Consider the following 13,330-nt stretch of genomic DNA (forward strand, 5'->3'; position numbering starts at 1 on the left):
CCTTACTCCTTGGTTAACGGGGTGCGGGTGGTAACTCCGTCGGGCCAGGTGGCCCGCACCTCCCACCCGTGGTCAATGGAGGCCGCCGCGCGGGGCGGGGCGGGGTCGCGCGACAGGACGACGAGGGCGGCGCGCCATTCACCCGGCGCCACCTGCCATTCGAGCCAGGGCACCCGGGTCTTTCCGCCAGCCAGAGGCCCCGCGTCGCGGTGAACGTCTTCGCCTTCGTGAGCCCCCCGAACGTTGGCGCTCACGATCAGGGGCGTCAGGTGGGAGTGGAGGTCGTTCGTTACCGGCCAGCCGCCCATCCTGAGCCGGCCCGCCCTTTCGGTGCGCGCCAGGCGGATCTCCCAAGGGCCGCGCACCAGCGAGAACACGGTGATCTCGCCGGCGTCGGTCGCCTGGCCCGGCCGGCCGGCGCCGTGGTCGCGCTGGTCCGGGCCGGGGGTGTTCCAGTGGGCCGCGCCGGTCGAGCCGGCCACGCCGACCTCGCCGTCGACGCGAACCGTCAGCGTGCGGAAGCCGGTGCGGTGCGAGCGGCGACCGCTGTCGTCGACCAGGACCACGGATTGGTCGAGCGGGTCGGTCCAGCCGCTCTCGTCGAGGATCGGGAACGTCGCGGTGGAGTAGCCGATCCGGGCGTACAGCGGGGAGTCGCCGGTGGTGGCGCCCTCGACGGCGTGGTCGGTGCCGTGGTTGATCACCCGGACGATGCCGTCGGCCCGCACCCCGGAGATCAGCCAGCCGGGAGCCTTCACCGCCCGCAGCACGTCGCCCTTCTCGATCGGGAGCGGCTCGGCCGGTGCGGTCCACACCGGGTGGTCGGCCGGCAGGGCGATGCCGAGCATGCCCTTGCTCGCCCAGTACGGCGAGCCCGGGCCGGAGTACGCCTGGCCCAGCCGCCGCCACGGGCCGTGCCAGCCGATGGTCAGCAGGCCGTCGTCGTCGGGGGCGCCGTGGTCGGCGAAGTGGTGGACGATCCGGTCGGCGGCGTGCCGCAGCGTGCCCGGTGTGGTCGACGGGACGCCGGCCAGCGCGCCGGCCCAGAAGGGTGCGGCGGCGGCGAAGCGGTAGGTGAGGCTGCGGCCCTGGATCAACGGCGAGCCGTCCGCGCCGATCAGGGTGATCGCGTCCTGCAGGAAGCGGTCGAGGTCGGCGGTGTCCCGGTCGCGGCGGGGGTCGGCCAGGTCGCTCGCCCCGGACATCCGCGCCCACAGGATCGGATAGAGGTGCAGGGCCCAGCCGGTGTAGTGGTCGTAGGCGCGGGACTCCCCGTCGGCGAGCCAGCCGTCAGCACGACGGAAACTGTCGTGGGTGGCCAGGTCCTCGACCATCTCGGTGCCCGACCAGGGGCCGCCGACCGAGCGCAGGAAAGTCTGCACGACCAACCGGAACCACACCCAGTTGATCCGGGGGTAGGTGTTGTCGCCGACCGCCGGGGACAGGTAGTCGACGACTCGCTCCTGCACCGACGGGGTCAGCCGGTCCCAGATCCAGGGGCGGGTCAGGTCCAGGATCAGGGCGATCGAGGCGGCCTCCACCTTGGCCTGGCCGTGTTCGTCGAGGCGCGGCCAGCGTTCGCAGTCGGGTGCCTTCGGGTCGGTGCCGGCGGCGAGGCCCGCGGCGTACCACTCGGCGAGCTCGTCGAGGCCGCGGCCGCGCTCCCCGGCGATGCGGAAACCGGCGAGCAGGAACGTACGGGCGAAGCCTTCGAGGCCGTCGACCGCCCGGCCGAAGTCGCCCTCGGCACCCGGCACGTCGACGCGGGCGTGACCGGGTGAGGCGTACCGGCGGGCGGCGGCGAGCATCCGGTCGGCGAGGGCCAGCCAGTCGTCGCGGGAGTGGGTCTCGGGCACGCGTCACCGTCCGATGTGCTCGGCAGCTGCGGGGTTTATGGCGGGTTTCCGGGAAGTAAAACGCTCAGATTCAATCATGTCAACGCCATGTTCATCCTGAATGGAATCTAAAGTGCTCTGATACGATCACAATCGATCACAGTGGAGGCGCGATGGCCGATCCCCCTCTTCCGCCGGCGAAGTCACTGCCGGTCGCACCCGCCGCCGACCGCACGGTCTGGGATGCCGCCCGGCTCGATCCGGCGACGATCCGCGGCCTCGCCGAGCGGGCCGCCGCCGACCGCGCCAAACCCTGGCCGGCGCTCCTGGCCGGTGGGTACGCGCGCTACTTCCGCGACGGCGACCGCGACGCGTACGAGCAGTTGCTCTGGGAGCGCGCCGAGCGGCTGACCCGGGCCGCGGTCATGGCGGCCGTGACGCTCGATCCGGCGTGGATCGACGCCGCGGCCGACGGGGTCGTGCTGCTGTGCGAGCAGAGCAGCTGGTGCTGGCCGGCCCACGACGACACGTTCCGACGGCACGGCGCGGTGCTGCCCACGGTCACCGAGCCCTACCTCGACCTGGGCGCCGGCGAGGTGGCCATGCAGCTGGCCTGGATCGACCACCTGCTCGGCGACGTCTTCGACGACCGGGTGCCGGGCCTGCGGGCCCGGATCCGGTACGAGGTGGACCAGCGGGTGCTGACGCCGTTCGAGACCCGGCGTGACTGGCACTGGCTCGACAGCCTGAGCAACTGGACCGCGTGGATCCACGGGAACGTCCTGGTCGCGGTCCTCGCCCTGGTCGAGGACCCGGAGCGCCGGCAGGACCTGATCGAGCTGATCGAGGCGGGCCTGGATCGGTACGCGGCGTCGCTACCGGCCGACGGCGCCATCGACGAGGGTTATTCGTACTGGTGGAACGGCGCCTGCCGGCTGCTGGAGGCGTACGACCTGCTCGCGTACGCCACCGGCGGCGCCCTGGGTGACGCCACCGCCTGGCCCGCGCTGCGGCAGACCGTCGCGTTCCCGCACCGGCTGCACCTGGGCGGCGACTGGTATGTCAACCACGCCGACGGCTGGGCCCGCCCGCCCCGCTCGCAGCCCTGGCACGCGCTGCACCGGGCGGCCCGCCTGTTCGGCGACGGCGAGGCCGAGGCGCACGCCGCCACCCACCGCGACCCGACCGAGCCGGTCGTCGCGGAGTCCCAGGGCGTAGGCCGCCTGCTGATCGCGCTGACCGACCCGCATTGGCTGGCCGCGACCGCGCCGGCACCTCCGGATCTTGTGGGCCTCCCGCGCGGAGCGAGCGCCAACTCCACAAGCTCGCAGCAGACACCGGACACAGCGGCGAATCTTGTGGAGCTCCCGCGCGGAGCGAGCGCCAACTCCACAAGATCGCAGCGAGGTTCCGGCGGGCAGGCGCAAAGCGGTGCGGCGGCGGCGGACGTGTGGTTTCCGTCCACGCAGGTGATGATTCGGCGCGGGGCGCGGCTTACGCTGGCCGTCAAGGGTGGGCACAACGCGGAGAACCACAACCACAACGACGTCGGCAGCGTCATCGTGGCGCTCGGCGGGGTGCCGGTGCTGGTCGATCCGGGGCGGCCGACCTACACGCGGCAGACGTTCGGGCCGGACCGCTACGAGATCTGGACGATGCGGAGTTCGTGGCACAACACGCCGACGATCCTCGGCCGGGAGCAGCGGGCCGGCCGGGAGTTCGCCGCTTCCGGGGTGCAGCGCACAGGTGACGGCATTTCCATGGACCTCTCCGACGCGTACGGCCTGGAAGGCTGGAGGCGGACCGCCCGGCTGGACCACGACGTGGTTGTCGTGCGCGACGAATGGGCGCTCCGCGGCGACGGAACGAGTCTGATCCACTATGTCCTGGCCGGATCAGTTTCGGTCGGGGACGGCTTCGCGGAGGTCGTTGCGCTGGAGGCCGCAGGGCGCTTGATCTTGTCGTGGGAGCCGGCGGTAACGTGCGCCGTCACCGTGCGCGAGCTCGACGACCCGATGCTGAGCGACGTCTGGGGCGAGCGCCTGACCAGGCTCGACATCGACGTCACGGCCCTCGGGGCGAACGGTGGCCTCGAACTGACCGTTAAGGAGCAGCGGTGAGCACCTCAGACAAGCGCGGGCCACTCCAGGTGGCCCGGCGCGCCCGGCTGCTGGAGGCGTTGCAACGCGACGGCGTGCTGCGCATCTCCGACCTCACCGACGCGCTCGGCGCGGCCGCCGTCACGATCCGCCGCGACATCGCCCAGATGGCCTCGGAAGGCCTGGTCAAGCGGGTGCACGGCGGGGTGGCGCTGCCGTCCGCCGACGCTTCTCCGGTGGAGGAAGCCGGCGGGGAGTCGATCGGGATGCTGGTGCCGTCGCTCGACTACTACTACCCGAGCGTGGCGCAGGGTGCCGAGGAGGCCGCCCGCGAGCTGGACATGCGGATCGTGCTGCGCGGCTCGTCGTACCAGTCGGAGGATGACCTTCCGCAGCTCAGCCGCCTGGTCGAGCAGGGTGCCGACGCGCTGATCGTGGTGCCCCGGATGGACGCGCCGACCTCGGCCCGCACCATCGAGTGGCTCAACGACCTGGACATCCCGGTGGTGCTGCTGGAGCGCACCGCGACCGGCGGGCCGCACCACGAGTTCCTCGAGTCGGTGGTGACCGATCATGCGCTCGGGGCCGCGATGGCCGTGCGGCACCTGGTCGGTCTCGGACACACCAGGGTGGGCGCGGTGCTTGCCGAGCACAGCCCGACCACCCCGCACATCCGGCGGGGATGGCTCGAAGCACTGACCGGCGAGGCCACGGTGGACGCGCTGGTGCCGGACGCCCGGCTGCCCGCCTGCGCCGCCGCGCTGGACCGGGCGCTGGACCGGTGCCGCCAGACCGGCACCACGGCCCTGCTGGTGCATGCCGACGCCGAGGCGATCGCTCTCGTCCAGCGGTGCGAGCAGCGCGGGCTCGTGGTGCCGCGCGATCTCTCGATCATCGCCTACGACGACGAGGTGGCCGGGCTGTTCTCGCCGGCGCTGACCGCGGTGCGGCCGCCGCGCCGTTCGATCGGGCGGGCCGCCGTGCGGCTCGTCGCCGACCGGCTCGCCGATCCGGAGCGGCCCACGCACCGGGTGGTGATCAGCCCGTCGTTGACCGTGCGAGCCTCGACGGCCGCCCCGACCCCTGCTTGACCGGTTAAGAAAGCTCCCTATGGGAGCGCTCACATTGAGGCACATCGAATCAGCCGTTCGGTGGATGCGTCGATCGTCTTCGATACGACAGCGTGCTTGGCGGACAAGCAAAGCCCACATCCACGGGGGAGTGTTCGGTGCGCGTGTCGAGACGATTCAGGCTGCTCTGCCATGCCCTGATCGCGGCGTTGATCGCCGCCTATCTGGTTTCCTTCCCGATCTCACCAGCCGTCGCGGCGCCGGTCGCCGCGCCCGGAGCTGGACCGGTTAACCGGCCGCTGCCGGCCACCGCGACCGCCAACCACGGTCTGCCGCCGGGCGTCTCCGCACCGCCGGAGCCGCCCGCGACCTCCACCGACGGTGCCAAGCCACGAGTGCCGACCGCGGCCGAGAAGGCGAAGCGGAAGGCATCGCTGCTGGCCGCCGCGTCGAAACCGATCGTCCGGCCCGGCTTCCTGCTCGGGGACACCTCGCTGGTCGTCTACTGGGACGCCGAGATCAACACCGGCGACCCGAACTCGTGGGGCCGCTGGTTCGCCACGGTCACCGACACCGAGACCGGCGCCGAGCAGCGGTCCGCCGAGCTCAAGCAGTCCGATCTGGCCTACTGCTTCTCCCCCGCCGAGCTGTGCCGCAGCTTCGGCGCGGCCGACGGCTGGGTGCTCGACGAGGCCCGCACCTACACGGTGACGGTCACCGAGATCGCCGCCGACGGCACCGAGCAGACCAGCCCGCCGTCGGCCGCCGCGCACCCGCGGAAGGTCGACGACGTGCCCACCGTCGCGGCCGGGCAGGTCGTCGGCTGCGGCTGCAGCACGGTGCTCGGCCCGACGGTCACCGCGCAGGCGCTGCGCGGCGCCACCGTAAACACCGCGACCGGCAACTACCTCCGGGTCGAGCGGGACTTCACGATGGCCTCCTACGGCATCCCGTTCAACCACGCCCGCTACTACTCGTCGGCCAACACCAACGCCGGCATGTTCGGGCCGGGCTGGAGCTCGTCGTACGACATCCGGATCATCGCGGCCGACAACGGCGCGGTCCGGGTGCGGGCCGAGGACGGCACCGAGGCGGTCTACCTGCTCCAGTCGGACGGCAGCTACCAGGCGCCGGCCGGCATCCGGGCCGCGCTGACCCGGGCCGGCACCGGCTGGAAGCTGGTCCCGCCGGACAAGCGGGTGCTCAGCTTCGACGCCGACGGCCGGCTGCTGTCCATCAAGAACGCCCGCGGCCTGGGCATCACGCTCGCCTACTCGGCCGCCGGCCCGCTGAGCACGGTGACCGACGCGAGCGGGCGGGTCGTACGGTTCGAATTCCGCACCGACCTGCGCCTGATCACCAAGATCACCCTGCCGGACGGGCGGTCGACCCAGTTCGACTACCAGGACGGGCGGCTGCTCAAGACGCAGGACCCGCGCAACTACGTGACCAGCTACTCCTACGACGCGGCCGGGCGGCTGAGCGAGATCACCGACGCCCGCGGCGCCAAGCTGATCCGCAACACCTACAACGCCGACGGGCGGGTCGCCGAGCAGCTCGACCCGGAGGGTGGCCGGACCACCTTCGACTGGAAGCCGGCCACCCAGGTCGCCACCACGGTCGACCCGGACGGCGTCACGATCAAGGACGGCTACAAGAACAACGTCCTGCTCTACAGCCAGAACGGCAACAACGACACGGTCAACCACCGCTACACCGGCAAGCTGAACAAGAACCTGGTCGTCGACCCGAAGGGCAACCAGGAGGTCACCAAGTTCGACGACGCCGGCAACCCGGTCTCCCGCACCGCGCCGGAGCCGTTCTCGTTCACCTCGGTCAACACGTTCGACGGCAACAGCAACGTGACCGCGGTCAAGGACGGCCGGGGCAACACCTGGTCGTACACGTACAACCAGTTCAACGAGATGACCTCGCAGAAGGACCCGAAACAGGGCACCGGCTACGAGTACACCTACGACAGCAAGGGCCAGCTGGCGACCCGCAAGGACGCCAGAGGCAAAATCACCAAATACGAGTACGACGTGTACGGCGACCGCACCGCGGAGATCTCGCCGACCGGGCGTCGCACCGAGATGACGTACGACGGCACCGGGCGGCTGGCCTCCGTGGTCGACCCGCGCGGCACGGTCGCCGGGGGCAACAAGGACGCCTACCGCACCCGGTACACGTACGACCAGATGAGCCAGCTGACCGAGACGTTCGAGCCCGGTAAGGCCCAGCCGACCCGGACCACGTACGACGAATTGGGCAACGTGGTCGTTCAGACCGACCCGCTGTCGAACTCCAGCCGGTACACCTACGACAAGGCGAGCCGGCTGGTCGAGGTCAAGGACCCGATCGGGAACGTCACCGCGACCACGTACTCGGCGGGCGGGCGCCGCACCTCGGAGACCGACGGTGAGGGTAACCGGACCAGGTGGACCTACGACGGCAACGGGCGGGTCGCCACCGAGGTCTCCCCTCGCGGCAATGTCGCCGGCGCCGATCAGAGCCTGTTCACCACGGTCTTCCACTACGACTACAACGGCAACCTGATCCGTACCGACCGGCCGTACGGCTCGGGCGGGCAGCGGGTCGAGGTGGACACCGCGTTCGACGCGCTCGACCGGCCCACCGAGCAGGCCGACCAGTTCAAGAACGGCACCAAGGTCGGCTACGACAACAACGGCAACGTGGTCTCGATGACCAACGAGCGCGGCGAGAAGCTGGAGAACTTCTACGACGAGGCGAACCGGCGCACCGGCAGCTCGGGGCCCGCGGCGGGCGCCGCCGGGATCGAGTACGACGACGCCGGCAACGTGATCAAGCAGACCAGTCCGACCGGCGGCACGACCACCACGTCGTACGACGACGACGGACGGGTCGTGGCGATCACCGAGCCGCGCGGCAACGTCGCCGGGGCCGACCCGGCCGACTACACCACGAAGTACGGCTACGACCAGGCCGGCAACCCGAGCACGGTGATCGATCCGCTCGGCAACGTCACCGCGGCGAGCTACGACGCCATCAACCGGCTCACCGCGACGACCGACGCCAACGGCCGCATCAGCAAGTACGGCTACGACGCTGCCGACCGGCTCATCTCGGTGACCGGCCCGGACGCACCCGGCGGCCAGTCGCTGATCTACGGCTACAACGCCGACGGCCAGGTGATCAAGCGGACCGACCCGCTCGGCCGCACGTCATCGCTCGAGTACGACCGGGCCGGCCGCAAGACGGTCTCCACCGACGCGATCGGCCGGCGCCGCGAGTACGCCTACGACGCCGACTCCAACCTGATCGAGGAGGTCACCGCCCGGATCGTCGAGCCGGGCCGCCCGGATCCGAACCGGCCGGCCCGCACGATCTTCTACTCCTACGACAACCTCGGCCGACTGACCAACAAGCAGCTCGGCGCCGGCGGCACGGCCTACTCGTACGGCTACGACGCCAAGAACCGGGTGGTCAGCGCGGCCGACCCGACCGGCGTGATCAGCTACGACTACGACGTGACCGACCGGCTCAACTCGGTCACCCGGGGCAGCGAGGTGTTCCGGTACGAGTACGACAGTTCCGACCGCGTCACCACCCGGACCTACCCGGACGGCACGACGATCGGCGCCGAGTACGACGAGGGCGACCGCATCACCGGGCTGACCGCCAACCGCGGCGGCACGAGCGCGAACTACGGGTTCAGCTACGACGTCGCCGACCACCTGACCGGGATCGACTATCCGTCGGCCACCGGCATCGACGAGAGCCGCACGTTCGACCGGGCCGGGCGGATGACCCGGATCGCCGCCACCAAGGGCGACACCACGCTGTCCGCGTTCGACCTGACCCTCGACAAGGTCGGCAACCCGACCAAGATCGTCAAGACCTCCGGCGAGCCGGGGCAGCCCACGATCACCGAGGCGACCGCGTACACCTACGACGCGGCGAACCGGCTCACCGCCGAGTGCTACGGGGCGCAGTCCTGCTCCGGCGCGTCGGCCTCGCGGAACGACTACACGTACGACCTGGTCGGTAACCGCACCACGATGAAGCGGGTCGCCACCGGCGAGAACACCACCACGACGTACGCCTACGACGGCGCCGACCAGCTCACCGCCGAGACGATCGCCGGGAGCCGAAGCAGCACCCGGACCTTCGCGTACGACCTCGAGGGAAACCAGACGCAGGCCGGGACCGACCGGTTCACGTTCGCCCTCGACCACACGATGACGTCGTCGACAACCAGCGGCACCACTACGAACTACGCGTACGACGCGGTGGGCAACCGGATCTCGGCCACCTCGGGTGCCGTTACCCAGACCTGGAGCTGGGACGTCAACGCGAACCGGCCGCTGCTGGCCCAGGAACGGCAGACCGGCAGCGCCGCCCGGGACTACGTCTACGACCCGACCGGTCAGCCGCTCGCCCTGCTGTCCTCCGACGGAGCCCACTCCTACCTGCGGGACTGGCTCGGCGGGGTCTCCGGGGTGGTCTCACCGACCGGCGCCTCCGAATGGGAGTACGCATACGACGCGTTCGGCGGGGATCGGGGCACCACCAAGAAGGCCGGCGACGCGCCGGACAACCCGTTCCAGTACGCCGGCACCTACCAGGACACCAGCCAGGGCGACCGGTACGCGATGGGCGCCCGCAGTTACGACCCGTCCACCGGCCGGTTCGCCTCGGCCGACCCGGTGGCGCAGCCGCAGAGCGACCAGGCGGTGTCGACCTACTCGTACACCAACGCCCGGCCGACCGTGCTGACCGACCCGACCGGGCAGGACCCGGACGGGATGGCCGACACCTACTCCGACTACTACCAGGCGATGGCGTGCGCGAACTATCCGCCCGCGTGCGCGGCCACCACCGACGCCAACACCGCGGCCGCCGGCGAGGGCGAGGAGGCGGTCGACAACCCGGACTGGCTCAACTCGAAGAAGATCGTGGACGAGGCCGAGGGCTTCGTGAAGCAGATCGGCGACGAGATCGTCAATCTGATCCTCGATCTGGTCGGCTTCAACGACGCGAAGGCCTGCATCACCGAGGGCGACATCCTGGCCTGCGTCAGCACGGCGCTGCAGGCGGTGCCGTGGGGCAAGATGTTCAAGGCCGCCAAGGTCGCGATCAAGGCGGTCGGGGTCGGTCGCCGTCTGATCGACGCGTACAGCCGGTTGAAGTCGGCGAAGAACGCCCTGTCCGCGATTCCGCGCTACATCAAGAAGGCCACCCAGACCGCCGGCGAAGCGGCCGACTCCAAGAGATACGCGGACGAGGCGGCCAAGGCGGCGAAGGGCGCCAAGGACGCCGGTGGAAAGGCGAAGGCGACCTCGCAGAAGGCCGCCGACAATGCCAAGAAGGCAAAACAGAAGGAATCTCCCACCGGGGAAAGCTGCAAGGCCGCGGCCGGAAACGCGTCCCGGCTGGCGCAGAACTCCTTCGCCGCCGGCACTCCGGTGCTGCTGGCCGACGGCAGCACCAAGCCGATCGAGAAGCTGGAGCCCGGCGACACGGTGCTGGCCACCGAGCCGTCCGCCGCTCTGACCGAGCCTGCCCAGGTCACCGCCACGGTCGTCGGTACCGGCGACAAATCCCTGGTGGACGTCGTCCTGGACGGCTCCGGGGTGGTCACCGCCACGGCCGGGCACAAGTTCTACAGCCTCACCCGCGACGAGTGGGTGCCCGCCGCCGAACTGAAGCCCGGCGAGACCCTGCGCGACGACCACGGCGGAAAGATCACGGTCACCCGGCTGGCCGAGCGCAGCGCCACCACGACCGTCTACAACCTGACGGTCAGCCGCGAGCACACCTACTACGTGCTCGCCGGTTCCGACCCGGTGCTGGTGCACAACTGCGGCGACGGCGTCGACCACCGGGGGAACCCGTGCAGCTGTAGGATCGGCGAGGGCAACTGGCGTGGCCGATTCCAGGCCGACCTGGCCAAACAGGGTAAGCCGCGAATGCCGCAGGACTGGGACGCGCACCACGCAGTGCCGCAGTACTACCGCGACCACCCCGAGTTCGAGGACTTCGATTTCGACTCCCCGGCCAACATTCGCGGTGTCCAGGGCTCGCATGCGGGGCCGGGCAACAACATCCATCAGCTGATCACCAACGAATGGACAGCCTTCCAGAAAGCCGCTCCGAACGCCTCGCGATCGTCCATCGAGATGTTCGCCTGGCACATAGATGTCAAGTACGGAAAGTATTTCTGGTAAGCCCTCGTCTGGTCAGAACCGCCGGAGGTAAATCACCATGAGTGGGATCACGGACTGGAAGACGGACGTCCGTGCCGAGCTGGAACGGCTCGGCACGGGGTTCGAGGAAAGGTTCGGCTACCCATTCGGTGCGGACGAGAATTACGTCGACGAGCCCGAGGCCGGTGGGAACGACATCCCGCTCCCACCGGCCCTGGCCGCCTTCTACGCCGAGGTCGGCGCGGTCTCGCTGGCCGATGTCCACAACGGTTACTTCATCCACCCGGCGACCCAGATCCCGATGTCCGCCGAATGGGGCCGTCCGGTCCGCGCCGAGGTGGACGACATCGGCGACGTCGTTACGTTCGGCACCGACGGCAGCGGCGGCTTCTTCAGCCTGGCGCCGAGCGACGGTTCGGTCTATCACCTGCCGGCCGGCGAACTGGTGGCCGGCATCTATCGCGGCGGCCTCGGCGACCCGGTGAAAGTCGCCAAGGACTTCCCCGAGTTCCTCGACCGGCTCCTGGGCGTGGTGCGAGAGTTCACGGCCGACGGCCACACCTCCGGCCTGTAGCTGAACTCTTTCTTCTGAGATGGACTTCGCCGACTTCCGGGAGATCGCCGAGGAGGCGCGGGCCGCGCATGCGAGCAAGGGATATCCGCCCGAGATCCGGTTCCTCGACGAGATACGGGATTCCGGTCCGGGGCGGCCTTCTCCAGGAGAACACCGGGGCGTACGCCGTGCCGGGGTTCGTCTCGGTCGCTCCGGTCGGCAGCGGTGACATGTGGGGCTTCGTCGTCCACGACGGCCACTGCGAGGAGGCGGTGAGCATGCGCCTGCATGACACCGGCGAGATCGTCTTCGAGGCGAAGGACTTCCTCGAGTTCGTGGCCACCCGAGGCCTCCGGCGCCCATGAGGTCTTTGACGGTCCATGCTGAAATCAAGCCGCAACGGTCAGGCGACGGTCACGGTGATCGTGTGCAGGCCGGTGGCGCCGTTGGGGAACGGGGTTGCTCGGGCGGCGGTCTGTGCAGCCCCCGTCCGGTCGGTGGCTCGGACCGACAGGGAGTGCGGGCCTGAGGTGGCCTTCCAGCTGTAGCGCCACTGCACCCAGGTGTCGATCGATGGGACCGGCAGCAGTTCGGCCGGTTTCCAGTCGCCGCCGTCGACGCTGATCTCGACCGCTTTGACGCCTCGGCGCTGGGCCCAGGCCACGCCGGCCACGGTCACCGGGCCGGCGGCCGGGCGGGCGAACGGCTTCGGCTTGTCGATCCGGGAGGCGGTCTTCACCGGGCCCTCGGCCGACCAGCCGCGCTCCACCCAGTACGCGTCGAACTTCGCGAACGTGGTCAGCTCCAGCTCGGTCAGCCACTTGCAGGCGCCGGCGTAGCCGTACAGGCCGGGGGTCAGCATCCGGACCGGGAAGCCGTGCTCGAGCGGCAGGGGTTCGCCGTTCATGCCTACCACCAGCATCGTGTCGCGGCCGTCCAGGGCGGTCGCGGTCGGCGTGCCGATGGTCATGCCCTCGGCCGAGCGGGCCACGATCTGGTCGGCGCCGGGCCGGATCCCGGCCTCCGACAACAACGGCGCCAGGGGTACGCCGAGCCACTTCGCGGTGCCGATGTAGGGGCCGCCCACCTCGTTGGACACGCAGTTGAGGGTCATCACCCGCTCGACCAGCGGCCGTCGCAGCAGGTCGTCGAACGACAGCCGCATCTCGTCGCCGACCATCCCGTGGATCCGCAGTTCCCACGAGCCGGGGTCGATCCGGGGCACGGTCAGCGCGGTGTCGACCCGGTAGAAGTCGGCGTTGCCGGTGACGAAGCCGGGATCGGTGCCGGCCGGCACCGGCTTTCCGGGGTCGGCCGCGGCGGGCAGCCGGATGTCGGCCCGGGACCGGGCCGCGGCGCCGCCGCGAATCCGCTTCACCCCGGTCGCCCCGGCCTCGGCGACGACGGCCCCGGCCGCCACCAGGGCCGCCGCCGCGAGGAATCTCCGCCGGTCGACCGCGCTCAACGAGCGCGTGCCGCCGGAACCGGCGTCACCGCGCGATCCGAGCCGGGCGGCCAACCCGCCGGCCGGGCCGGCGGAGATTCCCGTGCCGGCCGAGCCGGAGGCCGGTGCCATGCCGGCCGA

At 70.6% G+C, this 13,330-nt stretch carries 7 protein-coding genes; 5 read left to right on the forward strand and 2 right to left on the reverse strand.

Annotation, left to right across the window (positions count from 1 at the left end):
* Positions 1 to 2: 2 nt before the first annotated feature.
* Entirely contained in the window at positions 3 to 1,856 is a 1,854-nt protein-coding gene (locus tag Ato02nite_RS29150) for a DUF2264 domain-containing protein (RefSeq protein ID WP_246607515.1), read from the reverse strand.
* 152 nt (positions 1,857 to 2,008) lie between these two features.
* Here Ato02nite_RS29150 and Ato02nite_RS29155 point away from each other — a divergent pair, with 152 nt between their 5' ends.
* The 5 genes from Ato02nite_RS29155 to Ato02nite_RS29175 all read left to right on the forward strand — a co-directional run bounded on the left by Ato02nite_RS29155 (position 2,009) and on the right by Ato02nite_RS29175 (position 12,110).
* Positions 2,009 to 3,955, forward strand: coding sequence for a heparinase II/III domain-containing protein (locus Ato02nite_RS29155; RefSeq protein ID WP_213009850.1), 1,947 nt, complete (start codon positions 2,009 to 2,011; stop codon positions 3,953 to 3,955).
* The gene (locus tag Ato02nite_RS29160) at positions 3,952 to 5,025 is read left to right on the forward strand and encodes a substrate-binding domain-containing protein (RefSeq protein WP_246607517.1); all 1,074 of its coding nucleotides are present in this window, start codon (positions 3,952 to 3,954) and stop codon (positions 5,023 to 5,025) included. Before Ato02nite_RS29155 ends, Ato02nite_RS29160 begins: the two co-directional genes overlap by 4 nt.
* A gap of 143 nt (positions 5,026 to 5,168) precedes the next feature.
* Entirely contained in the window at positions 5,169 to 11,213 is a 6,045-nt protein-coding gene (locus Ato02nite_RS29165) for a DUF6531 domain-containing protein (protein ID WP_246607519.1), read from the forward strand.
* 37 nt (positions 11,214 to 11,250) lie between these two features.
* Positions 11,251 to 11,766: a hypothetical protein gene (locus tag Ato02nite_RS29170; protein WP_213009852.1), complete on the forward strand. Its 516-nt coding sequence runs from the start codon at positions 11,251 to 11,253 to the stop codon at positions 11,764 to 11,766.
* Between the two features lie 68 nt (positions 11,767 to 11,834).
* Positions 11,835 to 12,110, forward strand: a complete 276-nt coding sequence (locus Ato02nite_RS29175) for a hypothetical protein (RefSeq protein ID WP_213009853.1) — start codon at positions 11,835 to 11,837, stop codon at positions 12,108 to 12,110.
* A gap of 38 nt (positions 12,111 to 12,148) precedes the next feature.
* Here Ato02nite_RS29175 and Ato02nite_RS29180 read toward each other — a convergent pair.
* Positions 12,149 to 13,330: molybdopterin-dependent oxidoreductase (locus Ato02nite_RS29180; RefSeq protein ID WP_213009854.1), on the reverse strand; the 1,182-nt coding region annotated here is incomplete at its 5' end.

The sequence above is a fragment of the Paractinoplanes toevensis genome, from assembly GCF_018332695.1.
GTDB classification, from domain to species: domain Bacteria; phylum Actinomycetota; class Actinomycetes; order Mycobacteriales; family Micromonosporaceae; genus Actinoplanes; species Actinoplanes toevensis.